Below are 22,993 nucleotides of genomic sequence, written 5' to 3'. Positions count from 1 at the left end.
CTATTCTGCACAGATGACCATCAGAGCACAGGCCGGATTGCGCGAGCCGATCATCGCCGGCATCGTCACGGCGTTGGTGGGCTTCACCTCATCGTTTGCGGTGGTCATCGCCGGTTTGCGGGCCGTGGGGGCGACGCCCGAGCAGGCGGCGTCGGGACTGTTCGCGCTGACCGTGGTGTTCGGTATCGGGATCATCGTGCTCAGCGTGCGGTCGCGCGCACCGGTCACCCTCGCGTGGTCGACTCCCGGAGCGGCTCTGCTCGTCAGCATGGGCGCAAGCCACGACGCTGGATGGCCCGCCGCTGTCGGTGCGTTCCTCGTGGTCGGCGGCCTGATTATGGTGGTCGGTTTGATCCCCGCGCTCGGCGACCTCATCGCGCGGATTCCGACCCCGATCGCCCAGGCGATGCTCGGCGGGGTGTTGTTGTCGCTGTGTCTGGCACCGATGGAATCATTGGCCGCCGAGCCGTTCGCGACGCTCCCGGTGCTTGCGGTCTGGCTGGCCGCGACGCGTTGGCTGGCCCGGTGGGCGATGCCGCTCACCATGGTGACCGCGCTCGTCGTCATCGCCGTCTACGTGTCGGTGTCCGGCAACGAGCTGCACGCCGACTCGACGTGGTTGCCGACGTTGACGTGGACCACCCCGCAGCTGGATGTCGCGGCGATCGTGGGCATCGCCGTCCCACTCTTCGTGGTGACCATGGCGGCGCAGAACATCCCGGGGGTCGCCGTTCTGTCGTCGTTCGGTTATGCGACCCCGTGGCGGGCCGCGATGGCGGTGACCGGCGCGGGAACCGCGGTCGTCGCGCCGTTCGGCGGGCATGCCATCAACCTGGCCGCGCTGTCGGCGGCACTCGCCGCCGGAGACGAGGCCGGACCGGACCGGTCCCGCCGATGGATCGCCGGAGTGTCGGCCGGGGTGAGCTACCTCGCGCTGGCGGCGGTGTCCGGGGCGTTGGTGACGATGGCCGCCATCGCGCCCGGCGGCCTGGTGGAAGCCGTTGCCGGCCTGGCGCTTCTGGGGACCTTCGCCGCTGCGTTGATGGGTGCGTTCGCAGCGGTCGAGACGCGGATACCGGCGGCGCTGACGTTCGTGGCGGCCGCGTCGGGTCTCACCTTCTTCGGCATCGGCGGGGCCTTCTGGGGTTTGGTGATCGGGGTGGCTGCGCATTCGGCACTTCGTGCCGGTGGACGCACGGCTACGTCCTGAGCACGCGCCCAACAGGAAGTGGCGCCCAGTCGACGGAAGATGGCGCCCACTCAACGAAGAATGGCGCCCAGTCGACGGGGAATGGCGCCCAGTCGACGGGGATTGGCACCCAGTCGACGGGGATTGGCGCCCAGTCGACGGGGAATGGCGCCCAGTCGACGGAGGGTGGGCGCGCGGGGCGCCTCGAACCTCACGCGGCCGGGCACGCCTCCACCGGCACGATCAGGTCCACCGGGTCCGAGTTCTCGAAGGTGAACGTGACGGTGAACGACCGACCGGGTTCGGCGTCCTCACGCAGACCGATCAACGTGGTGGTGAACGCCGGGTCGCCGGGCGCGAGGTCGGCGCCCGGCACGCCGGAATTGATCTCCGACTGGGGTTCGATCGTCTTCGGTCCGGCCGGCGAGATCTGCACGGACTCCGCGACATCCGTGGAGATGCCGGTGAACGTGACCGGGGCGGTCTCCGATCCGTTGGAGATGATGTAGCGGAAGCCGGCCTCGCCGCCGACCTGGAGTGCGCAGCGTCCGGCGATGTTCTCGGGCGTGATGAAGGCGTTGCTGATCGACACCTCGCCGGTGCCCGCACCGGAGTACCCGGAGCCACGGTTGGAGGAACCGCCGTCGGGGTCGTCCGAGCACGCGGCGACGAGCGCGGCCACGCCGATGATCGGGATGATGAATCGGGTTCTCATGTCAGTGACGGTAGGCAACCAGACTCATGGCCCGAGAACAGGGGCACAACGATTCCGTGACGATGTTGATCACTCAGACATCGAGCGCCGCAACCCGCTCCTTCTCCACCTGCACATCGAAGTCGGCTTTCGGCCAGTCCAGTCCCAGTCCCTCGAGCGCGGCGATCAGCAGTTCGCAGACGGCGAGCCGCGCAAACCATTTGCGGTCGGACGGGATCAGGAACCAGGGGGCGTTCGCGTTGTCGCAGCGGTCGAAGATCGCCTGGTACGCCTCCAGGTAGTCGTCCCAGAACCCACGTTCGTCGATGTCGCCCGGATTGTATTTCCAGTGCTTGTCGGGCCGTTCCAGCCGCTGGGTCAACCGCTCCTTCTGCTCGGCCTTCGACACCACGAGACAGCATTTGATGATGGTGATACCGGCGGCGACGAGGTCGCGCTCGAACTTGTTGATCAGTTCATAGCGCTTCTCCCACTGCGACTGCGGCACCAGGTTGTGCACCCGCACCGGGAGTACATCCTCGTAGTGCGAGCGGTCGAAGATGCCGATGCGCCCGCCGGGCGGCAGAGCCCGGTGGATGCGCCACAGGAAATCGTGCTGCTGCTCCTCGGGCGTCGGCGGACCGAATCCCTTGATACTCAGGCCCTGTGGGTCCACCAGGCCGCCGACATGACGGACGATGCCGCCCTTGCCCGCGGTGTCCATACCCTGCAGTACCAGCAGCACCGAACGATGATCGCCGGTACGGCCGTTGGCGTACAACAGTTCCTGCAGATCGGCGAGGACCTCACCGCGCTCGGCGAGGAGCTCCGCTCCGGCGCTCTTGTCGCCATCGAAGCCCGGTGTCGACGACGGGTCGAAATCGGCGATCGGGCCGGTCGAGGTGACCCGCAACGCCTCGGTGGCCGGAACGGTCCAGCCGGCGGTCGGGCTGTGCTTACCCATGGACGTCCTCTCCTCGTGGTTCACGTGGTTCGGTCGCGGCGGGAGGGAACAGCGGCCCACCGCCGAATGCGTCGCGGTGGGAGTCCGGCGCGGTTCCGTCGTTGTTGGTGATGCCGTAGTGGGCACCGAGTTCTGCGGTGACGAGGGTGTGGCCGTTGCGGTCGATGAGGTCGGGGTCGTCGGCCAATGCGGCGATCACCCGTCCGACGAACCCCGGGTCCTCGGCTCGTCGGAGCGAGAAGCCGGCGAACTCGTCCACGCCGAGGGACAGCAGCAGTTCGGTCCGGATCAGCCCCAGCCACAACGACACCGCGGTGACACCGGTCCCGGCGAGGTCGTGGCCCATGTCGAAGGCCATCTTGTCCAGTGCGGACTTGCTCATCCCGTACAACACCGAGTGCAGGTGACCACGGGATCCGAACGACGAAATCGATGCGATCAACCCACTGCCCGCCTCGACCATGAGCCGGGCCGCGTGCACCGACGCGACATAGTGGGCGCGCAGGCCGACCTCGATCAGGGTGTCCCAGTCGTTGACCGGGCGTTCCCAGAACCTGTCGGAGAACCCGCCGAAACCACGCGGGGCGGCCCACGCGTTGTTGACCAACAGATCGAGGCCACCCGCCTCTCGTGCCACGCGATCGAACACGCCGGCGACCTGCGTGTCGTCGGTGTGGTCGCAGGTCAGCGGGACGGTGCCGTCTGGTCCGGTGCCATGCCGCGAGGTCACGTAGACCTGCCATCCGGCGGTGACGAGAGCGGCGGCGACACCCTGACCGACGCCGCGGCTCCCTCCGGTGACGAGGGCGGTCCGGGTCATGTGGCGTTCTCGATCGGGTCGCCGGCGGCGGCGTGGTCGGAGGCCGGACCGCCGGGCACAGGATGGTCGGTGCCGGCGGGTTCGGGCAGCGTCGGGGGAGCCGCGACGAACGCCTGACGGGATCCGTTGACGGCGGCGATCCCGACGATCGAACTCCACGACAGCATCGTCAGATAGTCGATCAGGTCGCCGACCGGCATCGAGCGCTCGGTCATCCACCAGTCGACTGCACGTTGGATCGCGCCGACGAGTGCGTTGGACCAGACCTCGGCACCCGACGTGTCGGCGTCGCGTTCGGACATCCGCAGGACGAGCAGATCGGTCATCAACTGCGCGACCAACTTCTCCGAGTCCGCCGTGGCGACCGACGACGGCGCGCCCGTCAGGGCGAACTTGTACAGGTTGGGCTCGTCGGCGACGGCGGTCACGTACACCTCGATGACGGTGCGCGTCAGCGTGTACTCGTCCACGTCGTCGGTGATCGTCTCGGTCAGTCGGGGCAGCAGCGTGGTCTCGAAGAAGCGCACGGCGGTCGCTACGGCGAGGTCGTTCTTGTCGGTGAAATAGCGGTACAGCACCGTCTTCGACACACCGATGTGCGCGGCGATCTCGTCCATCCCGACGTCCGCGCCGAGCGCGCGGACGGCGTCGATCGTGCCGTCGGTCAGTTCGGTGCGACGGTTCGCCTTGTGCTTCTCCCAGCGTCTCCGTCGCCCGTCCGGCTTGGCTGTCGGGTCGGTGACGGTGCTGCGCAACGCGTGTTCGAGTCCCCGGGTCACGTTCGCTGCGGCGGTCACGGCCGTGCGGGCGGCCGCCGCGGGACTTGGCCGGTTGGGCGTCACCTGGCCAGCCTAGTGGGTGCCGGGTAAAACTGGTTCAATGCCGCCAACAGTCATTTCGGACGTCTCCGGGTCGCCGGATCGTCCGCCCGCGACAGAGCCGCCGCGGGCGTCGCTCGGGTTCGGGGCCGACGGTGCGGGCGATGCCGCCCGCCGCCGCGACTTGCGCAGGATGAAGGTCGTCGCGACCGGGTTCCTGCTGTTCGCCGCCGTCGTCTACACGTTCACCCGGTATCTCGAGCATCGGGACGGTGCGGACGTGGCCGCCTGGGTCGGCTATGTGCGTGCGGCATCCGAGGCGGGAATGGTCGGGGCCCTCGCCGACTGGTTCGCGGTCACCGCACTCTTCAAACACCCGCTGGGCCTGCGGATTCCGCACACCGCGTTGATCCGCAAGAAGAAGGACGACATCGGCGACCAGCTCGGTGGGTTCATCGAAGAGAACTTCATGACGCCTGAGGTGATCGAACACCGCGCGCAGACCCTCGATCTACCCCGACGCCTGTCGAACTGGCTGGCCGACCCGGCGAACGCACCGCGGGTCTCCGACGAGGCCGCCAGACTGATCGCGCTCGCCGCGGAGATGCTGCGCGACGAGGACATCGAGAAGCTCATCGAGCACGCCATCAAATGGGCCGGCGAGCCGGAGTGGGCGCAGCCCCTGGGGCGAGTCCTCGAGCAGCTCATCGCCGAGGACCGTCTCGAGCCGGTCTTCCAGCTCGCGTGCGACCGCGCGCACGAGTGGGCACTCGGTAGCCAGGATCTCATCGACCGCGTCGTCGACGAAGATGTCGGGCCGTCGTGGAAACCGAAGTTCGTCAACGTCCTGCTCGGCGACCGGATCTATCGCGAACTCGTCGACTTCACCTTCAAGGTGAAGACCGATCCGCAGCATCAGCTGCGCCGGTCGATGCACACATTCGTGGAGCAGTTCGCCGACGATCTGCAGAACGACCCGGAGACGATCGAGCGGTTCGAGAAGATCAAACAGGAACTCATCGGCCGCGACGAGGTCTCCGACGCCGCGTCGACCGCATGGAAGACCGGCAAGGCCGTCATCGAACAGATGCTCAGCGACCCCAACAGCACATTGCGGAACTCGTTGTCCGACGCGGCGATCCGCCTCGCCATCCGCATTCGCGACGACCGGCCGCTGCAGGAGAAGATGAACGGGTGGGTGGTGCGCGCGGCCCAGCACGTCGCCGCGAACTACTCGCAGGAGATCATCTCGGTGATCACCGAGACCGTGCGCGGCTGGGACGCCGACGACACCAGTCGCAAGATCGAACTACAGGTGGGTCGCGATCTGCAGTTCATCCGCATCAACGGAACGGTCGTCGGCGCGTTGGCCGGTCTCACGATCTACACGGTCTCGGTCCTCGTCTTCGGGTGAGCAGGTCTTTGGGGGTGGCGGTCTGCTTGCACGTGCTAGCACTCCCGCTGATACTGGTGAGCAGGACCGACACGGGAGAGTGATGACGCCGGACGAGAACGACCTTCCCGACCCCGCCGATGGCACGACGCCGTCGGATGAGGCCGACGACGGGGGTTCGTCCGGTCCGGTGGAGGCCGTCGAGGCGGTCGCGACCGCCGCGCAGGATGCCGTTGCGACGGCCGCGCAGGACATCGGCGGGTTCATCCGGGCACAGCGAATCGCCGCCGAGGTGTCGTTGCGTCAACTCGCCGAGCGAGCCGGCGTCAGCAACCCGTACCTGAGCCAGATCGAACGAGGTCTGCGTAAGCCGTCGGCCGACGTCCTCGCCCAGATCGCCAAAGGCCTGCGGCTGTCCGCGGAGGTGCTCTACGTCCGCGCGGGCATCCTCGAAGAACGTCCGGCGAGCCCCGTGCGTGACGCGCTCCTCGCCGACGACTCGATCAGCGAACGCCAGAAGCAGATGCTGCTCGAGATCTATGAGTCGTTCCGCAGAGAGAACACCGACGCCAAGGAGTGAACATGCCGGAGAATCCCCTGAACACGGTCATCGAGCAGGTGACCGCGTTGCTCACCGATCTGCGCGAGCGCAGTGGCGCTGCCGGCGAAGAGGCACAGAAGCGTCTCGGAGAAGCCCAGGCCCGTGCGCAGAGCCGCGTGGACGACACCCGGGATTCGGCACTGGCGGTGTTCGAGGATGCCAAGGCGCGGCTGTCGGCTCTGCCGGTCGAGGTCCCCTCCGAGATCGACGACCTGCTCGCGAAGTTCGGGCCCGATGAACTGCGCAAGGTCGCCGAGGCGTATCTCGCGGTCGCCGCGGGCCTGCTGACCGCCCTGTCTGAACGCGGCGAGGAAGTGGTCGAACGGCTCAAGTCGCAGCCCCTTGTCGGAGAGAACCTGCCGAAGCTGGAGAAGGTGTACAACGACGCACTCGGTCTGACCGAGGATGCGCTGGGCACCATCTCCACCCAGACCCGCGCGGTCGGGGAACGTGCGGCCACCCTGGCCGGGATCACCTCCGGCGAGGACGTCGCCGACGAGCCGGCGACGAAGGCTCCGGCCAAGAAAGCACCGGCGAAGAAGACCGCCAAGAAGGCCGCGACGAAGGCGCCGGCCAAGAAGGCCCCGGCGAAGAAGGCTGCCGCGAAGGCACCCGCCAAGACCGCCGCGAAGAAGACACCGGCGAAGAAGGCGCCCGCCAAGAAGGCGGCTACCAAGAAGGCCGAGTCGGTGCAGGAACCGGCCAAGAAGGCCGTCGCGAAGAAGGCCGCCAAGAAGGCAGCGACGAAAGCGCCGGCCAAGAAGGCGCCTGCGAAGAAAACACCCCCGCAGCGGATGACCCCCGACGAGGCCTGAGTGGTGAACTCCGACGCTTGGCCCGACGACGCCGCGGCGATCGGAGTCTAAGCTGGCCTCGTGGACCTGATGAGTTTTATGGCCTACGGCCAGAATCTGATCCTGCTGCTGCTGACCCTGGTTGCCGGGGTCGCCGCGGCGGTGGCGTTGATTCATGCGGCAATGCAGCGCAAGGATGCGTTCCCGGCCGTCGACCGGCAGAGCAAGGTGATCTGGGTGTCGATCCTGGCCGCCGCGACCCTGTTCATCTGGCTGTTCGGGGCGGTGAACCTGCTCGGGATCATCGGTGTGGTCGCGATGCTGGTCTACATCGTCGACGTCCGCCCGCGGGTCGACGAGATCCAGGGCAAGCGCTGGTTCAGCAAGCGAGCGTGACGTGCCCGGCCCGGCGGTTGTTTCCGACCGCACGGGCAGGGTGAATACACTGGCGAAGTGGCCGAGTACCGGATCAACGACCTGGCAGAGGCGTCAGGCGTCAGCGTGCGCAACATCCGCGTCTATCAGGACCGCGGCCTGCTGCCGCCTCCGACGATCCGTGGCCGCACCGGCTGGTACTCCGATGAGCACCTGGTCCGGCTCAATCTGATCTCCCGCATGCTCGAACGTGGCTACACGTTCGCCACCATCAGCGAGTTGCTGCACGCCGCCCACTACGGGATGCGGGTGGAACAGGTGTTGCGGGGTGCACCCCGCGGCGGACGCTTCCGCAATTTCAAGCGCGCCGCCACCATCACCATCACCGAACTGCGCAAGACGCTGAACGCGACCGACCGCTCGATCGCGCTGAGTCAGAAACTCGGGCTGCTGGCCAAGGACGGCGCCCACTACGCGATCCGCAACCCGGAACTGCTCGAAGGGGCCGAGACCCTGGTCAAGGCCGGGATCGACATCGACGTCCTGCTCGATCGCTGGGTCCGTGTGCAGGACGACCTCGATGACGTCGCCAAGAGTTTCGTCTCGATCATCACCGACAAGTACTTCGACGAGAACCTGCCCGATCTGGGTGAGGAGCAGGTCAGCAAGATGGCGGAGCTGATCCAGACGGTGCGACCGATGGCGCACGACATCGTCGAGTCGACGTTCCGTCAGGCTCTCGACCGGCAGATCTCCGCGGCGATCGGCGAGGCCAGCACATACTTCGACGCCGGCGCGCCCGATAGTGAGAATGCGGCGGGCGGTTCGGAGTCGGACTCGGCCGACGCCGGTGGTGTCACCGAGCTGCGTGCCGTGGGGGACCGGCCCGAGCGAATCGTCCGACATGAGGGGGAATCATGAAAGCACTGACCGTGCGGCGGCCGGGGCCGATCGCGACCATCGCCGGCGCGGCTGCTGCGGTGGGGGTCGGCGTGGTGGCCGCCGGAATCGGGACGATCTTCGCGGGACTGCTCCGCGAGGCGTTCCGTGCCGAACGGGCGCTCGACGACGGGCCCGATGATCTGCTTGCCACCCCCGGGGCCCAGCCGAGGCGGATGAGCGTGGAGACCGCCGGCGGCGTGCGACTCAACGTGGAAGCCCACGGGCCCGACAACACCGACGACGACATCGTCGTCATGGTGCATGGGTGGACCTGCAGCATCCGCTATTGGTATCCGCAGATCAATCACCTTGCCGCGACGAAGCCGGTCGTCGCCTATGACCAGCGCGGGCATGGCGCAAGCCAGCTGGGCCGGGTCCGGCCGACCATTGCGATGCTCGGTCAGGATCTCGACGCGGTGCTCGACGCGGTGGTGCCCGAGGGGCGGCGGGCGATCCTGGTCGGCCACAGCATGGGCGGCATGACGATCATGTCGTGGGCCGCGCAGTTCCCCGACAAGATCTCCTCGCGGGTGTCGTCGGTGGTGCTCACCTCCACCGCAGCCCAGGCGGTCGTGCAGAATCACCTGCTCATTCCCGTGGGGCTACCTCGGTACACGAAGCCGTTCGAGACGACCGTCGGCAAACTCGTCACGTCGGCGCCCGTACCGCTGCCGCATACCGCGCACAGCGCGTGGCTGTCGCACTACATCGCATTGGGCCCCAACGCGCGCAAGGCGCACGTCGACTTCGTCGATCGCATGATCGCCGAATGCCCGGCGCGCTCGCGGGCCGGGTGGGGATCGGCGATGGGCAAGCTGGAGGTCGTCGCCGGCCTCGAGGCGCTGCGCGTACCGACGACTGTCGTGGTCGGTACCGACGACCGCCTCACCCCGCCGGTCCATGCCGAGCAGATGGCAGAGGTGTTGCGGCGCAACGGTTCACTTCGAGAGCTGATCGTGCTCGACGGTGTCGGACACATGTCGAGCATCGAGGCGGACGTACGTTTCAACGAATTGCTCGACGACGTGCTGGCCGATGTGGGGCGGCGGGAGACGGCCGCTGTCGACGCCGAGGCGGTCGGGACTACAGCGAGCAGTTGACCAGCACCGGCTCCGGGTGCAGATCCACCCCGAACGCCTGACGCACACCGTCACGGACGTCGCGAGCGAGATCGAGGAGTTCGTCCGTGGTCGCGTCACCCCGATTGGTCAGCGCGAGTGTGTGTTTGGTCGATAGCCGGACCGGCGCACCGGGGCTGGGGTAGCCGCGCCGGAACCCCGCGCGTTCGATCAGCCACCCCGCCGACAGCTTGACGCCGTCGCCCGCGGGGTAGGTCGGGACAGTGATGTCGGAGCCGACCTGCTCGCGGATACGGCGCAACACGGGTACCGCTTCGTCGGCGGTCAGCACCGGATTGGTGAAGAACGAACCGGCACTCCAGGTGTCGTGATCGTCGGCGTCGAGGACCATGCCCTTGCCCCGTCGCAGTGACAGCACCTGTTCGCGGACCTCGGCCGCGTCGGACTGCGCGCCGGGTTCGAGGCCCAGGGTCGCGGCCAGTTCGCCGTACCGGATGGGGCGGCTGATGCGTTTGTCGTTGAGCCAGAAGGAGACCGCGAGCACCACATGGTCGTCTCGGTGCTTGAGATTGCTCGTCCGGTAGCCGAGTTCGAGCGCGGACGGCGCCACCCGCCGTCGTTCGCCGGAGCGCCGGTCGAGGAGGTCGACGTCGCGCAGCAGGTCGGCCACCTCCACGCCGTAGGCGCCAACGTTCTGCACCGGGGTGGCGCCGGCAGCTCCCGGGATACCCGAAAGGCATTCCAGCCCACCGAATCCCGCGTCGATGGTGGCCGCAACCAAACCGTCCCAGTCGACTCCGGCGTCGGCGGTGACGTACGGGCGGCCGTCCTCGGTGCCGAAGGCGACCCCCGACGACTCGATCAGCACAGCGGTGCCGTCGAACCCCTCGTCTGCGACCACCAGGTTCGATCCGCCGCCGACGAGCAGGCAACGGTGCCGTTGCCGGTCGAGGTCGGTGACCGCACCGATCAGATGGTCGGTGTCGTGGCATCGTTCGAATGCACGCGCAGGGCCGCCAAGACGCAGCGTCGTCACCGAGGACAGCAGGGTGTCCTGCGTCTGTCGGGCCGGGCCGGCGGGCACGGGGTCGCTCACCTGACCAACCGTAGCCCGACCGATGATCTCCGGTACCCTCACCCTCATGGCGAGCACCATGGAACACGCGGTGTCCTATCCCTTCTCGGTATCGCGGTTGTGGGAGATCCTCTCGTCCGAGCAGTACTGGCGGGACCTGCTCGATGCCATCAACTCCAGTCACGGCCAACTCGACTCCTTCGACGTGACCGACGACACCATCACCGTCGTGATGCAGCAGGGTGTGCCGGCGGAGAAGCTGCCGTCGGTGGTGACCAAGGTCCGTCCGGGGGACCTGGAGATCCCGCGACGCAACACATTCACCCTCGCCGGCGATCGGATCACCGGTGAGATGACCGCGACCGTCTCCGGGGCACCGGCCAAGGTGAACGGGGCGTTCGTGACCAGCGGCGATCCCGCATCGACGCGCTACACCGCGGATGTGGAGGTGAGCGTCCCCTTCGTCGGCGGCAAGATCGAGAAGGCGATCATCGACCAGCTCGTCGAACTGCTGGACGCCGAGCAAGAGCAGACCGTGGCCTGGGAGGCCGCGCATCGCCCTTCGTGACGACCCTCCGCAAGCTCCGGGTCGCCTCAGGGATCTCCACTCGGTCCCTGAGGAGCGCGTGAGGTACGAGCGCGCGTCACGAAGGGCGATAAATTGGGAAGCAACGAATCGGTAACGTAGCCTGATCCCCATGGCACGACGGCTCAGCTACTCGGCGCGTTTCACCCACCCGGCGGAGACGCTCTACCAGGCCCAGAGCACCCGGCAGTACTGGGACGACATGATGGCCGGATTCCAGATGATCTCTCCGCACTGCGCGGTGGAGGAGTTCACCTCCGACGAGACCGGCCTGCGGGTGGTCCTCAAGCAGACCATCGGCCGCGACCAGCTGCCCCAGTTGGCCCAGACCGTGCTGATGAAGGACATGATCATCACGCGCGAGGAGTCCTTCGGCCCCTTCGACCCCGACAACACCAAGGGCAACTACAACGCGTCGATCCCGGCCGGGCCGGGCAGCCTGCAGGGCTGGCAGGAGCTCTTCCCGACCGAGACCGGCTGCACGATCCGCAAGACCACCGAGGTCAAGGTGTTCATCCCGTTCGTCAACGGCAAACTCGAGCAGCTCATGCTGGTCAACCTCGTCGACCTCTTCCGCGCGGAGGCCGAGTACGCGGCCGACTGGGTCAAGAAGAACCTCTGACGTCTGCTTGCACAATTGCCGGGTCGCCGATCGCGGCATGAAACCTCACGGCCGGGTCACCCGCGGCACCACCAACATCAACCGCCTGCGGCGGGTGGATCGGTGGATGGCCCATGACCCGGCGATCGGCACGCTGCTGAGCTCCACCCCGCGCCCACTCGTCGTCGACCTGGGCTACGGCGCCCGCCCGGACACCACGGTGGAGATGGCCCGGCGGCTGCGGCCGAAAGCACCCGACCTGGAGATGGTGGGTCTCGAGATCGATCCCGAGCGGATCGTCGAACCCCGTGACGGCGTGCGGTTCGCCCTCGGCGGCTTCGAACTGGCCGGGCTGCGACCTCATCTGGTGCGGGCATTCAACGTCCTACGCCAGTACGACGAATCCGAGGTCGCCGACGCGTGGGCGCGGATGCAGCGTTCGCTGGCACCCGGCGGACTGATCGTCGAGGGCACGTGTGACGAGATCGGTCGCCGATGCTGCTGGTTCGTGCTCGATGCCGACGAGCCGCGGTCGTTGACCCTGAGCTGGTCGCCCGAACACACCGAGCGCCCTTCCGAACTCGCTGAGCGACTGCCGAAGGCACTGATCCACCACAACGTGCCGGGCGAGCCGATCCATGAGTTGCTGTCCCTGGCCGACCGCTGTTGGGACATCGCCGCGACACATGCCGCGTTCGGGCCGCGCAGGCGGTGGCGGCAGACGCTGGCCCTGCTGCATCAGCATGGCGTCCCGGTCGCCATCGCGCGGGGGCGCGTCGTCGACAACATCCTGACCGTGCCCTGGTCCGTCGTCGCCCCGCTCTGAGGACAGTCGAACCCTGAGGACAGCCGGGCCCCGGGGTCATCCGATCGTTCGAATACCGTTCCATCGCACGCTTGTCACGTCCTCGGCGGTCACTACCCTGGGGGCCATGCGAATCGCCATGGCGCAGATCACCTCCGGCACCGACCCGTCGAAGAACCTCGAGCAGGTCGATGCGGCCGTCGCCGAGGCGGCCGGGCGCGGGGCCGATCTGGTGGTGTTGCCCGAGGCGACGATGTGTCGATTCGGGGTGAAGCTCGGGCCGATCGCGGAGCCACTCGATGGGCCCTGGGCCACCGAGGTGTCGGCGATCGCCGCACGGCACGGTGTCACCGTGGTCGCCGGGATGTTCACGCCGGCGGGTGACCGCGTGGCCAACACGCTGGTCATCGCCGCTCCGGATGGGTCACGCCGGTCCTACGACAAGATCCATCTGTACGACGCGTTCGGGTTCACCGAGTCCCGCACGGTCGCGGCCGGGGACGAGCCGGTGACGTTCACCGTCGGCGACGTCACGGTCGGTGTCGCAACCTGCTACGACATCCGGTTCCCGGCGTTGTTCACCGCGCTCGCACGTCGAGGAGCGCAGGTCATCGTCGTCCCGGCGTCGTGGGGCGCCGGTGCCGGCAAGGTGCACCAGTGGCAGGCGTTGGCCACCTCGCGCGCCCTCGATTCGACCTGTTACGTGGCGGCCGTCGGGCAGGCGTTGCCCACTGATCCCGAGGTCCGGGAGTCGTCGGCGCCCACCGGAATAGGTCACAGCCAACTCACAGATCCCTTCGGTACCGTGGTCGCCGCATACGACGAAGGCGTGCAGGTCGGGGTTCACGATGTCGACCTGGGCACAGTGGAGAAGGCACGCAAGGCCCTGGCCGTCCTGGACAACGAACGGCCCATCCAACAGGTCTCGGCACCGAGCACGAACTGACCGAGCAGCAACCGAGGACCGCGCGACATGACCGACAGCCAGAACACCGACCGGCCCGGATCGGGTGGTGACGACCCGCAGACCCCCGGGACCCCGGACCACGCCGCCCAGCAGCATCCCGTCGGCGAGCACACCGACGACCACACGGCCAAGCTGGGCGCCGCGGCTCCCACCGACGAGTCCCCCCGCGCCTATTCGCAGCTCCCGCGCACCGAGACCGCGCAGTTCGGGCCCGGCCACACCGGCGGGTTCGATGCCCAGTCGGACGGGTTCGCGCCGATCCCGCCGGAGGCACAGACCGGTGTGGTGTCGACGTCGCCTGCCAAGAAGCGCAGCACCGGCAAGATCGTCGCGTTGTCATCCGTGGCGGTCATCCTGATGCTCGTCATCGCCGCGGTCGGCAGCGAACTGTATCTGCGCAACAAGGCGACCGACTGCATGGAGAGCGCGTTCACCGAGCTGACCGGCACGGAGACCACGGTGTCGCTCAGCCGTAAACCGATGCTGCTGCAGGGGTTCGGCAACGACATCCCGTTCGTCCAGATCGACACGGTCGACGAACCCGGTGAGATGCGGCTGCATGCGCGCGCCGAAGGCATCACAGGTGAGGGTGACTCCTCCACCATCCGGTCGCTCACCGGGACCGGGTTCGTCCCGTTCGACCGTGTCGTCGCGATGAGCCAGCAGGCGACCGCAGGCGCCGACCCGTCGACGTCCGGCAACGGTCAGTCCGGTGCAGGTGGCCTGATGCAGGGCGCGAGCATCGAGACGATGACCGGCAACGCCGCGGACGGCACCATCCAGGTGGACTCCGCCGTGCAGGTCGCGTTCCTGCCGATCCCGGTGTCGACCACGATCCGCCCGGTACTGCAGGAGGGCCGGGTGGACTTCGAGGTGGTGAAGGCCAGCGCGTTCATCTTCGGCATCCCGTCGGACTTCGCTCAGCAGGTCGTCGACAGCGTCTCCGAATCGCTGTTCGGGCCGCTCTTCGACGAGGTCACTGTGCAGAGCATGCAGGTCACCGACCAGGGTGTCGACTTCGCGGTCGACGGCCAGGACGTGGCGCTGTCCGGGGAGATGACCGGCGGGTCCGGGGACTGCTCGGCCGCCTGACGACCGGTCGGCGCGATTCGAGCGGCGCAGTCACAACCGGTTCGCCGGTACGCTGGGACATGTCCGATTTTGTCGGTCTCGGCGGGACGTCACCACGGCCCGGGCACGGCATCTGAGGTGGAATCCCCAACGGAGGAAGAGATGAGCGCACTGATCCTGATCGCTGTCGTGGTCCTGGTCGTCGTCGGCATCGTCGTGATGGCCCAGCAACGGTCCGGGGTCAATGCGGCCCGCGAACTCGACGACGCCAAGGCCGACGCGCGGCAGGCGATCGAACGACTCGGCGGGCAGGTTTTCATGCTGGTCGGCGACGGTCCGGCATCGAAGCAGGCCCTGGCCGACGCCGGTGAACGCTACAACGCGGCCGGCTCGCAGATCGAGCAGGCCAACTCGCCTGCGCAGGCGAAACTGGCCAAACAGACGGCCGTCGAGGGCCTGTACTACGTTCGCGCGGCCCGCACCGCGATGAACATGGATCCGGGGCCCGTGGTTCCGGAGCTCGAAGGGCAGAAGAGCGCGGGCTCGGTCACCGAGGACCGCACCGTCGACTTCGAGGGCCGCCAGGTGGAGGCTTCGCCGAGCCCGTCGTCGCGCACGCCCAACTACTATCCCGGCGGCCGCGTCGCCGGACGACCCGTTCCCGCCGGCTGGTACTCCGAGCCGTGGTGGAAGCCGGCCCTTGTCGCCGGTGCCTGGGGTATCGGTTCGATGTTCCTGTTCTCGGCGCTGTTCTCCGGGATGGCCGGAGTCAACTACGACGCCAACGCATTCGAGAGCGGTGCCGGTGACGGCAGTGACGCCGGAGCCCTCGAGGGCGGCGATGCCGGTGATGCCGGTGGCGACATGGGCGGTGGCGACATGGGGGACGGCGGAGGCGGATTCTTCGACGGCGGAGGCGATTTCGGCGGCGGAGATTTCGGGGACTTCGGCTTCTGAGGGGCGCCTCGACGTCCCGCACGTGTTCAGGTAACGGGTTCCTCGTCGCCCGCGGGAGTGTCGGGTGTCGTCTTCGCAACCGATGACGTCGGCCGCGTCCGGTCGGTGACCGTGTTCGAGCGTCGGGTATCGGTCTGGAACACCCACCAACCGGCCGCTGCGGCGCCCGCGGCGATTGCTGCGGCCACCCACGACGCAGAGTGGAAACCGGTGATGAAGGCGCCTTTCACCACGCTCTCGAGTTGGTCGCCCAGGGGCCCGGGGATCTGCTCCGCTGTGTGGACGCCGACCATCAGGGAACTCTCGCTGGTCTCCTTCACCTCATCCGGCAGCGGTGTGTCCGCCAGAGACTCCGCAACATTCGCCGAATACACCGACGCCACAATCGATCCCAGTACGGCAACGCCGAGTGTGCCGCCGATCTCACGACTCGTGTCGTTGACAGCGGCGCCCGCGCCGGCCTGTCCGGCCGAGATCTCGTTGAGCACCAGGAAGGTCGCCGGGCCCGAGATGAGGGCGACGCCTGCGGCCATCGTCGACATCGCCACCACGATGACGCCCCAGTACGACGTGTCCGTGTCGTACTGCACGGTCATCACGAAACCGGCCGCCATCACGAGCGATCCGAACGCGGCGGTGCGTCCGGCCCCGACTTTCGACGCGAGCCACATGCTGGGACCGGCGAGCAGTCCCATGACAATGGCGAACGGAAGAGTGCGCACACCTGTCTCGAGAGCGGAGTAGTCGCGAACGCCCTGGAAGTACTGGGTGACCAGGAAGACGAAACCCATGAGGGCGAAGAAGCCGAAGGCCATCAGCAGGGCGGCGGTGGCGAATCCCCGGTCGGCGAAGAGTCGCACGTCGAACAACGCGTGCGTGTGGCGGTACTCCCACCGGGCGAAGAGCGCGAGGACCAGCACCCCCAGACCGCACCCGACGATCGTCTGGATCGACCACCACCCGTGATTCGGTGCTTCGATGACGCAGTAGACGAAGAGCACGATCCCGACACCGGACAGGACGACCCCGCGGAGGTCGAATGGCCCGACATCGGGATTCTTGTTCGGCGGCACCAACAGGGCGACGAGGAAGGCTGCCAAGAGTCCGGCAGGGATGTTCACCCAGAAGATGGCACCCCAGGAGAAGTGTTCGAGCAGCCAGCCGCCGAGCAGTGGACCGATCGCGATCGCCACGCCTGCGACGGCAGCCCACAGCGCGACCGCGAGTGCGCGTTCGGTGAGGTCGTCGAAGATCACCACGATGATCGCCAGCGTCGCCGGGAACACCAACGCCGCGAACAGGCCCAGTCCCGCGCGAGCGGCGATCAGCTGGCCGAGCGTGTCCGACATCGCCGCCGGGATCGACAGCGCGGCGAAGCCCACCAGGCCGACCTGTAGGACGAGCCGCCTGCCGAATCGGTCGCCGAGATAGCCGCCGGTCAGCAGCAGACCTGCGAACACCAGGGTGTACATGTCGACCACCCATTGCAGGCCCGAGTTGTCGGCCGACATCTCCCGGGCGATCGTCGGGAGCGCGACGTTGACGATCGTGTTGTCCACGAACACGAGGAGTTCGGCCCAGCACAAGGCGAACAGCGCCCACCACCGGAACCGGTTCTTTCCGCCAGTACTCGTTGGTCCCCCGACGACCATGAGTGCACCTTCCCTACAGAGCATCCGTCGGCCGTACCGATCTGGCCACAAGCGTTATCTGATAACGATCGATGTCAGATTAGCGTGAACGGGATGTCCGATGCTGCAGAACGGGCACTCAAGTGAAGACGACGGTCTTGCGGCCGTGGACCAGAACGCGGTCCTCGAGGTGCCAGCGCAGGCCGCGCGAGAGCACCATTGTCTCGATGTCGCGACCCTGACGGACCATGTCCGCGACGGTGTCGCTGTGGTCGACCCGGATGACGTCCTGCTCGATGATGGGCCCGGCGTCGAGATCCGCGGTGACGTAGTGGCAGGTCGCGCCGATCAGCTTGACCCCCCGCGCGAACGCCTGGTGATACGGCCGTGCGCCGACGAAGCTCGGCAGAAAGCTGTGGTGGATGTTGATCGCGCGGCCGGCCCACGCATCGCACAGCTGCGGCGGCAGGATCTGCATGAAGCGGGCCAGGACCACTGCGTCGGGGGAGTACCCGTCGACGATGCCGGCGACCTCCTCGAACGCCTGCGCCTTGCCCTCCGACGGGAACGGCACGTGGTGGAACGGGACGTCGAACCGCGTCACCAGCTCCTCGAGATCTCGATGGTTGCCGACCACCGCGGAGACCGTCGCCGGGAGTTCGCCACGGTGCGCACGGCCGAGGAGGTCGACGAGGCAATGGCTTTCCTTGCTGACCAGCAGTACCGCCGATTTCGGTGAGCCGGTGTCGGTGAGCCGCCACTCGGTCTCGGGGCCGATCTCGGCGGCCACCTCCCGCGCGAACCGCTCCCGCATCTCGTCCAGCCCGATCTGCACGGAACCGGCCCGGACGGTCTGACGGGTGAAGAACCAGCCCGTCTCGCTGTCGGAGTGGTACCCGGCCTCGGTGATCCAGCCGCCGATGTCGGCGAGGAATCCGGAGATGCGCGCCACGATTCCCGTCCGGTCGGGACATCCGAGGGTGAGGACATACCGGTGCTCCGGGTCGACCCCAGACGGGGTCGGTTGCGTCGGGGTCGGTTGCGCCGGTGTCGGGGGTGCCGGGGTCGGCTCTGGTGCTGCCACGACTGTCAGTGTGTCAAGCTCGTCTGTGTGATCACCACCGACCTGTCCCGCCGCGATGTGGCGGCCATGATCGACCACACCCTGCTCAAGCCGGAGGCCACCCGTGCGGCCGCCGAGGCCACGGTTGCCGAGGCCGCGGAGCTGGGCGTCTACGCGGTGTGTCTGTCGCCGTCGATGCTGCCCATCGAGACCGGGGCGCTGCAGACCTGTGTCGTCGCGGGTTTTCCCTCGGGTAAGCACCATTCGCTGGTCAAGGCGGCCGAGGCCCGGCTCGCCGTCGACAGCGGCGCCGACGAGATCGACATGGTGATCGATGTGGGTGCGGCGGTCGACGGCCGATTCGACGAGGTGTTCGCCGATGTCATGACCGTCCGAGAGGCCATCGGCGACGTCGTGCTCAAGGTGATCATCGAGTCGGCAGCGCTGCTGGAGTTCGCCGGGCCGGACACGGTGACCGAGGTGTGTGGGCGCGCTGTCCAGGCCGGGGCGTCGATGGTGAAGACGTCCACCGGTTTCCACCCGTCGGGCGGCGCGACCGTGGAAGCGGTGCGGCTCATGCGGGATGCGGTCGGCGACCGTGCCGGTGTGAAGGCGAGCGGCGGCATCCGGACGGCCGAGTTCGCGGCCGAACTCATCGGGGCCGGCGCGACCCGCCTCGGATTGTCCGGGTCACGCGCGGTCCTCGAGGGTTTCGCGGCTTGACTCGTCAGAGCTGAGCTGTCAGACCTGAGCTGTCAGACCGCGGCGGTGGCGCCCGCTCGCCGGGCGTCGACTGCGCGTCGGGCGTCCTCGGCGACGAGATCCATGTTGATCGCACCACCCGCGGTCACTCCGGCACCCATCGAGACGGACACCGTCGCAGCGAGATTGGCGACGTTGCCGGCAGCCCACAGGCCGGGGATATCGGTGGCGCCCATCGGGTCGGCTGCGATGAACTGCCCACCCATCGGATGGTCGCTGAGGGTCCCGCCGAGGCGCGTGTACAACTCCGAGCGCACCACGAATCGAGGGGCGACGACCAGGGCGTCGCGCTCCACCGTGGTGCCGTCGGCCAGCGCGACGGCCCTTAGCGCGTCGTCGGCGATGTCGAGGTGGTCCACCGCGCCGTCGACGATGGAGACGCCGAGGGCCGAGAGTTGTTCGAGCTCAGCGTCTTCGATGGGTGGCATGGTGTGCGTGAACAGGGTGACGTCGTCGCTGAGCTGGCTGAACAGCAGGGTCTGGTGCACGGACATCGGGCTGGTGCCGAGGACGCCGATGCGCCTGCCGCGAACCTCGTAGCCGTGGCAGTACGGACAGTGCAGGACCGTCGAGCCCCAGAGTTCCCGGACGCCGGGGACGTCCGGCAGTTCGTCCACCAGGCCGGCGGCGAGGAGGACGCGTCGTGCGGTGACGGTGTCGCCGTCGGCCAGCTCAAGGGTGAACACCTCGTCGGTGCGGGCCGCGTCGGTCACTGCGCCGGAACGGATCTCGGTGCCGTAGCCGCGAGCTTCGGCGCGCCCCTTCGCCAGCAGCTCGGTGGGCCGGATGCCTTCGTTGCCGAGGACGTTGTGGGCACCCTCGGCGGGAGCGTTGCGGGGTTCGCCGGCATCGATGACGATCACCGATCGCAACGAGCGGGCGAGGGTGGTCGCGGCGCTGAGTCCGGCGGGCCCGCCACCGACGATGGCGACGTCGAAGGCATTGGTGCTCATGGCTTTTCTCCTTCAGTGTGGTCGGAACGTCGCGCGATCCAGGCGGTGCGACGAGTGCGGACGGAGAGGTCGTCGCGCTGGTGTAGCGACGACGGATGGTTCGGGTCGAGTAGGTCGTCGAGGGTGGCGCGCTCGGTGTCGGACAGGTCGTCGTCGAGACCCTGGCGCATGCGGGAGATCCATGCGACCGCATAGCGGGCGGTGAGTTCCCGTGGGACGGGCGGGTTCTCGATGTCGATGGTGTCGACGAGGTCGAATCCGGCGCCGGTGATGGTCGGCGTCCAGTCGGGATGTGCGTTCGCGCCGCGTTCGGACATGATGTCCTGCAGTCGCGCTTCCAGCGCTCCCTCCGGCGAGTCCGGCGGGAGGAACGCCGGGAGCCCGTCCAGTTCGACGACGACGAGGATGCCTCCGGGGTGCAGTGCGTTGTGCACTGACCGGAGCAGCGCCGCGGGGTCGGCGAAGTGGTGCATGGTCGATGACGACCACGCCACGTCGATGTCGGTGAGTTCGTCGGGAACTGCGACGTCGAGGTCGGCGTGCAGCGTGTGGACTCGATCGTCGAGGCCGGCGCGTCGGGCCGCGTCGGCGACCCGTTCCAGCATGGTCACGGAGTTGTCGAGTCCGATGATCCGGGCGGTCGGGTAGTGCCGTGCCAAGGCGACGCTCTGAGTGCCGGTGCCGGAGCCGAGATCGATCACCGTACGTGGGTCGGGCGCCAGCGCGGAGATCCGGGCGACGAGGTCATCGACATACTGGCCGGTCGCGGCCGCATCCAGGTCGAGCACTTCGGCCATTCCGTCGGCCATCGCGCTGTCCAGGGGTGCGTGACCATTCTTGCCGTGGTCATGGCCGTGGCCGTGGTGGTGCCCGCGGTGCTGCGCTTGAGAAGGCTGCGTCATGATCTCCACGGTAGCGGCGGAATGCGCTACTGGCATACCCTCTTGCGTATGGAGCAAGAAATCGATGCGGTCGTTCGGCAGCGCATCAGAGGGCTGCGGTTGGCGAAGGGGTGGACGCTCGACTCGCTCGCCGCGCGGTGTTATCTCAGTTCGTCGACGTTGAGCCGGATCGAGACCGGGCATCGTCGTGTCGCCCTGGACCAATTGGTGCCGATTGCGCGTGCCCTCGGCACCACGCTCGACCAGCTGGTGGAACCGGCGAACGACGAGGACGTGGTGATCCGGCCGGAGCCACACACCGAGGCAGGCATGACGTTCTGGAACCTGTCGCGGGACCAGACTCCGGGCAACGTCACGGTCGCCAAGGTCCGTCTCACCGGGGAGCACACCGTGGACCCGAACAGTTTGCGGGTGCATCCGGGCCGCGAGTGGTTCACCGTCATCTCCGGAACCATCCGCCTGTACCTCGGGGAGCGGGTGATCCTGGTGCCGCCGGGGCAGGCGGCGGAGTTCTCGACGATGGTGCCGCACGGGATGTCGGCGGTGGATGGGCCCGCCGAGATCGTGTCGATCTTCGACCACGACGGCGAGCGGGCCCACCTCCCGGGGTGACAGTCGATACTCAGTCACATCACAGCTGGCAGAGCGCGCTTTTCCGGCACCGGTCGGTACGCTGGAGGCCGTTATGAGCGCGCAACCCCTCCTCACCCGACGAACAGTTCTCGCCGCAGCTGGTCTCGGTGCCGTCGCCGTCGCGGCGGCGGCGTGCTCCGGCGGTGAGTCGGAGACCGAGAGCGCGGGACCCGCCGAGCCCACCGTGGAGCTGGTCTTCACACCTGCGCTCGACGCCGAGGAGGCGCCGAACCCCACCGACACCTTCTCGGTCAAGGCGGAGAACGGGGTGCTCAACCCGGACATCAAGCTGGTGAACCCGAACGGCAAGGTCGTCGCCGGGGCGATGACGGATGATCAGAAGACGTTCACCATCACCGAGCCGCTCGGATACGGCACGGAGTACACGTGGCAGGGCAGCGCGATCGGATACGACCGGGTCACCACGCCGGTCACCGGAGCGTTCACCACGCTCGCTCCGGAGTCGCAGACCAACCTCGTGGTGAACATCGGCGACGGGCAGGAAGTCGGCATCGCCGCGCCGATCATCTTGAAGTTCGATGCGACTGTCGAGGACAAGGAAGCGGTCGAGAGGGCGCTGAGCGTCACCACCGAACCGGAGACCGAGGGCGCGTGGGCGTGGCTCGGCGAGGACAACGGGTCACGGGTGCATTGGCGGCCCCGGGAGTACTGGGCGCCGGGCACCAAGGTTCACATGTCGGCGAAGCTTTATGGCGTCGACTACGGCGGCGGTGCTTACGGTGCGGCTGACGTGACATCGGACTTCGGGATCGGCCGATCCCAGATCGTTCAGGCCGAGGCGTCGTCGCACCAGATCGTGGTGGTGCGTGACGGCAGTGTGCTGATGACCTTGCCGTGCAGCTACGGCGAGGGCGACCTGGACCGCAACGTCACACGCTCGGGCATCCACGTGGTGACCGAGAAGTATGAAGACTTCTACATGAGTAATCCGGCAGCCGGATACTTCAACGTGCGAGAGCGATTCGCCGTCCGCATCTCGAACAACGGCGAATTCATCCACGCCAATCCGCAAACCGTTGGGGTGCAGGGCTCGTCAAATGTCACCAACGGGTGCATCAACCTGTCGCTGGAGAACGCCCAACGCTACTTCGAGGTGGCTGTCTACGGCGACCCGGTGGAGGTGACCGGGACGCGAATCGCGTTGTCGGAAGCCGACGGCGACATCTTCGACTGGATCTTCGACTGGGAGACGTGGACCGGGATGTCGGCGATCAAGGGCGACCCATCGCAGATCGACGTGCCGGCAACGCCTTCCGGAGCGCCTCGGTCGGCGGCACCTGCGCCGGCAGGCTGAAAA

General features: G+C 67.7%; 25 protein-coding genes. 16 read left to right on the top strand and 9 right to left on the bottom strand.

All coding sequences use genetic code 11. The annotated features are described in order from the left end of the window. Positions 1–13 precede the first annotated feature (13 nt). Complete coding sequence (locus tag V1Y59_RS03075; RefSeq protein ID WP_330503369.1) at positions 14–1,210, top strand: benzoate/H(+) symporter BenE family transporter; 1,197 nt, start codon at positions 14–16, stop codon at positions 1,208–1,210. Between the two features lie 190 nt (positions 1,211–1,400). Here V1Y59_RS03075 and V1Y59_RS03070 read toward each other — a convergent pair whose 3' ends face one another. The 4 genes from V1Y59_RS03070 to V1Y59_RS03055 all read right to left on the bottom strand — a co-directional run bounded on the left by V1Y59_RS03070 (position 1,401) and on the right by V1Y59_RS03055 (position 4,509). Further along, positions 1,401–1,904: a copper chaperone PCu(A)C domain-containing protein gene (locus V1Y59_RS03070; RefSeq protein ID WP_330503368.1), complete on the bottom strand. Its 504-nt coding sequence runs from the start codon at positions 1,902–1,904 to the stop codon at positions 1,401–1,403. A 73-nt stretch (positions 1,905–1,977) separates the two neighbouring features. Continuing rightward, positions 1,978–2,847 (bottom strand): polyphosphate kinase 2 family protein, encoded by an 870-nt coding sequence (locus V1Y59_RS03065; protein ID WP_330503366.1) that lies wholly within the window; start codon positions 2,845–2,847, stop codon positions 1,978–1,980. Beyond that, positions 2,840–3,667: an SDR family NAD(P)-dependent oxidoreductase gene (locus V1Y59_RS03060; protein WP_330503364.1), complete on the bottom strand. Its 828-nt coding sequence runs from the start codon at positions 3,665–3,667 to the stop codon at positions 2,840–2,842. The genes V1Y59_RS03065 and V1Y59_RS03060 overlap by 8 nt, the downstream gene beginning before the upstream one ends. Beyond that, positions 3,664–4,509, bottom strand: a complete 846-nt coding sequence (locus tag V1Y59_RS03055) for a TetR/AcrR family transcriptional regulator (RefSeq protein ID WP_330503363.1) — start codon at positions 4,507–4,509, stop codon at positions 3,664–3,666. The genes V1Y59_RS03060 and V1Y59_RS03055 overlap by 4 nt, the downstream gene beginning before the upstream one ends. Positions 4,510–4,546: 37 nt before the next feature. On the opposite strand from V1Y59_RS03055, the gene V1Y59_RS03050 reads away from it, so the two are divergent. The 6 genes from V1Y59_RS03050 (at position 4,547) to V1Y59_RS03025 (ending at position 9,690) form a co-directional block, all read left to right on the top strand. Then, positions 4,547–5,899 (top strand): DUF445 domain-containing protein, encoded by a 1,353-nt coding sequence (locus V1Y59_RS03050; protein ID WP_330503362.1) that lies wholly within the window; start codon positions 4,547–4,549, stop codon positions 5,897–5,899. An 82-nt stretch (positions 5,900–5,981) separates the two neighbouring features. Further along, positions 5,982–6,458 (top strand): helix-turn-helix domain-containing protein, encoded by a 477-nt coding sequence (locus tag V1Y59_RS03045; RefSeq protein WP_330503361.1) that lies wholly within the window; start codon positions 5,982–5,984, stop codon positions 6,456–6,458. A 2-nt stretch (positions 6,459–6,460) separates the two neighbouring features. Continuing rightward, positions 6,461–7,294 (top strand): heparin-binding hemagglutinin, encoded by an 834-nt coding sequence (locus tag V1Y59_RS03040; protein WP_330503360.1) that lies wholly within the window; start codon positions 6,461–6,463, stop codon positions 7,292–7,294. Positions 7,295–7,363: 69 nt separating this feature from the next. Then, the gene (locus V1Y59_RS03035) at positions 7,364–7,669 is read left to right on the top strand and encodes a DUF2516 family protein (protein WP_330503565.1); all 306 of its coding nucleotides are present in this window, start codon (positions 7,364–7,366) and stop codon (positions 7,667–7,669) included. A 57-nt stretch (positions 7,670–7,726) separates the two neighbouring features. After that, complete coding sequence (locus V1Y59_RS03030; protein WP_330503359.1) at positions 7,727–8,569, top strand: MerR family transcriptional regulator; 843 nt, start codon at positions 7,727–7,729, stop codon at positions 8,567–8,569. Further along, positions 8,566–9,690, top strand: a complete 1,125-nt coding sequence (locus tag V1Y59_RS03025) for an alpha/beta fold hydrolase (RefSeq protein WP_330503358.1) — start codon at positions 8,566–8,568, stop codon at positions 9,688–9,690. Before V1Y59_RS03030 ends, V1Y59_RS03025 begins: the two co-directional genes overlap by 4 nt. Here the strand turns inward: V1Y59_RS03025 and V1Y59_RS03020 are convergent. Beyond that, the gene (locus tag V1Y59_RS03020; RefSeq protein WP_330503357.1) at positions 9,674–10,765 is read right to left on the bottom strand and encodes a UDP-N-acetylmuramate dehydrogenase; all 1,092 of its coding nucleotides are present in this window, start codon (positions 10,763–10,765) and stop codon (positions 9,674–9,676) included. The two genes, V1Y59_RS03025 and V1Y59_RS03020, sit on opposite strands and share 17 nt — an antisense overlap. A gap of 46 nt (positions 10,766–10,811) precedes the next feature. Here V1Y59_RS03020 and V1Y59_RS03015 point away from each other — a divergent pair, with 46 nt between their 5' ends. The 6 genes from V1Y59_RS03015 (at position 10,812) to V1Y59_RS02990 (ending at position 15,731) form a co-directional block, all read left to right on the top strand. Continuing rightward, a complete protein-coding gene (locus V1Y59_RS03015; RefSeq protein ID WP_330503356.1) occupies positions 10,812–11,312 on the top strand; it encodes a DUF2505 domain-containing protein in 501 nt (166 codons plus the stop codon). A gap of 130 nt (positions 11,313–11,442) precedes the next feature. Further along, positions 11,443–11,952: a DUF2505 domain-containing protein gene (locus tag V1Y59_RS03010; protein WP_330503355.1), complete on the top strand. Its 510-nt coding sequence runs from the start codon at positions 11,443–11,445 to the stop codon at positions 11,950–11,952. 37 nt (positions 11,953–11,989) lie between these two features. Next, the gene (locus tag V1Y59_RS03005; protein ID WP_330503354.1) at positions 11,990–12,757 is read left to right on the top strand and encodes a class I SAM-dependent methyltransferase; all 768 of its coding nucleotides are present in this window, start codon (positions 11,990–11,992) and stop codon (positions 12,755–12,757) included. Positions 12,758–12,863: 106 nt separating this feature from the next. Further along, the gene (locus V1Y59_RS03000) at positions 12,864–13,682 is read left to right on the top strand and encodes a carbon-nitrogen hydrolase family protein (RefSeq protein WP_330503353.1); all 819 of its coding nucleotides are present in this window, start codon (positions 12,864–12,866) and stop codon (positions 13,680–13,682) included. Positions 13,683–13,709: 27 nt separating this feature from the next. Next, positions 13,710–14,795 carry a hypothetical protein gene (locus V1Y59_RS02995; RefSeq protein ID WP_330503352.1) on the top strand — a complete coding sequence of 362 codons (1,086 nt, stop codon included), beginning with the start codon at positions 13,710–13,712 and terminating at the stop codon, positions 14,793–14,795. A 141-nt stretch (positions 14,796–14,936) separates the two neighbouring features. Further along, positions 14,937–15,731 carry a DUF1542 domain-containing protein gene (locus V1Y59_RS02990; protein WP_330503351.1) on the top strand — a complete coding sequence of 265 codons (795 nt, stop codon included), beginning with the start codon at positions 14,937–14,939 and terminating at the stop codon, positions 15,729–15,731. 26 nt (positions 15,732–15,757) lie between these two features. Here V1Y59_RS02990 and V1Y59_RS02985 read toward each other — a convergent pair whose 3' ends face one another. Together V1Y59_RS02985 and purU are read right to left on the bottom strand one after the other, a co-directional pair. Beyond that, positions 15,758–17,383, bottom strand: a complete 1,626-nt coding sequence (locus V1Y59_RS02985; protein WP_330503350.1) for an MFS transporter — start codon at positions 17,381–17,383, stop codon at positions 15,758–15,760. A gap of 118 nt (positions 17,384–17,501) precedes the next feature. Further along, positions 17,502–18,446 carry a formyltetrahydrofolate deformylase gene (gene purU / locus V1Y59_RS02980; protein WP_330503349.1) on the bottom strand — a complete coding sequence of 315 codons (945 nt, stop codon included), beginning with the start codon at positions 18,444–18,446 and terminating at the stop codon, positions 17,502–17,504. A gap of 27 nt (positions 18,447–18,473) precedes the next feature. On the opposite strand from purU, the gene deoC reads away from it, so the two are divergent. Continuing rightward, positions 18,474–19,148 carry a deoxyribose-phosphate aldolase gene (gene deoC / locus V1Y59_RS02975; RefSeq protein WP_330503348.1) on the top strand — a complete coding sequence of 225 codons (675 nt, stop codon included), beginning with the start codon at positions 18,474–18,476 and terminating at the stop codon, positions 19,146–19,148. Positions 19,149–19,180: 32 nt separating this feature from the next. Here deoC and V1Y59_RS02970 read toward each other — a convergent pair whose 3' ends face one another. Next, positions 19,181–20,140: an NAD(P)/FAD-dependent oxidoreductase gene (locus V1Y59_RS02970; protein WP_330503347.1), complete on the bottom strand. Its 960-nt coding sequence runs from the start codon at positions 20,138–20,140 to the stop codon at positions 19,181–19,183. Beyond that, on the bottom strand, positions 20,137–21,042 hold the full coding sequence (locus V1Y59_RS02965; RefSeq protein ID WP_330503346.1) for a class I SAM-dependent methyltransferase: 906 nt from the start codon (positions 21,040–21,042) through the stop codon (positions 20,137–20,139). Before V1Y59_RS02965 ends, V1Y59_RS02970 begins: the two co-directional genes overlap by 4 nt. Positions 21,043–21,090: 48 nt before the next feature. Here V1Y59_RS02965 and V1Y59_RS02960 point away from each other — a divergent pair, with 48 nt between their 5' ends. Further along, positions 21,091–21,654 (top strand): helix-turn-helix domain-containing protein, encoded by a 564-nt coding sequence (locus V1Y59_RS02960; protein ID WP_330503345.1) that lies wholly within the window; start codon positions 21,091–21,093, stop codon positions 21,652–21,654. Between the two features lie 73 nt (positions 21,655–21,727). Continuing rightward, a complete protein-coding gene (locus V1Y59_RS02955) occupies positions 21,728–22,990 on the top strand; it encodes a L,D-transpeptidase (protein ID WP_330503344.1) in 1,263 nt (420 codons plus the stop codon). The last annotated feature ends 3 nt before the right edge of the window (positions 22,991–22,993 follow it).

Source organism: Gordonia prachuapensis (genome assembly GCF_036350515.1).
Classification (GTDB): Bacteria; Actinomycetota; Actinomycetes; order Mycobacteriales; family Mycobacteriaceae; genus Gordonia; species Gordonia prachuapensis.
Note: the sequence above shows the minus strand (reverse complement) of the source record. Positions and strands in the feature narration are given on the sequence as shown.

Coding starts and splice junctions, on each gene's coding strand:
- V1Y59_RS03040 (WP_330503360.1), top strand. CDS start 6,461: ATGCCGGAGAATCCCCTGAACACGGTCATCGAGCAGGTGACCGCGTTG.
- V1Y59_RS02970 (WP_330503347.1), bottom strand. CDS start 20,140: ATGAGCACCAATGCCTTCGACGTCGCCATCGTCGGTGGCGGGCCCGCC.
- V1Y59_RS03005 (WP_330503354.1), top strand. CDS start 11,990: ATGAAACCTCACGGCCGGGTCACCCGCGGCACCACCAACATCAACCGC.
- V1Y59_RS03025 (WP_330503358.1), top strand. CDS start 8,566: ATGAAAGCACTGACCGTGCGGCGGCCGGGGCCGATCGCGACCATCGCC.
- V1Y59_RS02965 (WP_330503346.1), bottom strand. CDS start 21,042: ATGACGCAGCCTTCTCAAGCGCAGCACCGCGGGCACCACCACGGCCAC.
- V1Y59_RS02960 (WP_330503345.1), top strand. CDS start 21,091: ATGGAGCAAGAAATCGATGCGGTCGTTCGGCAGCGCATCAGAGGGCTG.
- V1Y59_RS03015 (WP_330503356.1), top strand. CDS start 10,812: ATGGCGAGCACCATGGAACACGCGGTGTCCTATCCCTTCTCGGTATCG.
- V1Y59_RS02985 (WP_330503350.1), bottom strand. CDS start 17,383: ATGGTCGTCGGGGGACCAACGAGTACTGGCGGAAAGAACCGGTTCCGG.
- V1Y59_RS02955 (WP_330503344.1), top strand. CDS start 21,728: ATGAGCGCGCAACCCCTCCTCACCCGACGAACAGTTCTCGCCGCAGCT.
- V1Y59_RS03000 (WP_330503353.1), top strand. CDS start 12,864: ATGCGAATCGCCATGGCGCAGATCACCTCCGGCACCGACCCGTCGAAG.
- V1Y59_RS02995 (WP_330503352.1), top strand. CDS start 13,710: ATGACCGACAGCCAGAACACCGACCGGCCCGGATCGGGTGGTGACGAC.
- V1Y59_RS03070 (WP_330503368.1), bottom strand. CDS start 1,904: ATGAGAACCCGATTCATCATCCCGATCATCGGCGTGGCCGCGCTCGTC.
- V1Y59_RS03035 (WP_330503565.1), top strand. CDS start 7,364: ATGAGTTTTATGGCCTACGGCCAGAATCTGATCCTGCTGCTGCTGACC.
- V1Y59_RS03010 (WP_330503355.1), top strand. CDS start 11,443: ATGGCACGACGGCTCAGCTACTCGGCGCGTTTCACCCACCCGGCGGAG.
- V1Y59_RS03075 (WP_330503369.1), top strand. CDS start 14: ATGACCATCAGAGCACAGGCCGGATTGCGCGAGCCGATCATCGCCGGC.
- V1Y59_RS03045 (WP_330503361.1), top strand. CDS start 5,982: ATGACGCCGGACGAGAACGACCTTCCCGACCCCGCCGATGGCACGACG.
- V1Y59_RS03060 (WP_330503364.1), bottom strand. CDS start 3,667: ATGACCCGGACCGCCCTCGTCACCGGAGGGAGCCGCGGCGTCGGTCAG.
- V1Y59_RS03065 (WP_330503366.1), bottom strand. CDS start 2,847: ATGGGTAAGCACAGCCCGACCGCCGGCTGGACCGTTCCGGCCACCGAG.
- V1Y59_RS03050 (WP_330503362.1), top strand. CDS start 4,547: ATGCCGCCAACAGTCATTTCGGACGTCTCCGGGTCGCCGGATCGTCCG.
- V1Y59_RS02990 (WP_330503351.1), top strand. CDS start 14,937: ATGAGCGCACTGATCCTGATCGCTGTCGTGGTCCTGGTCGTCGTCGGC.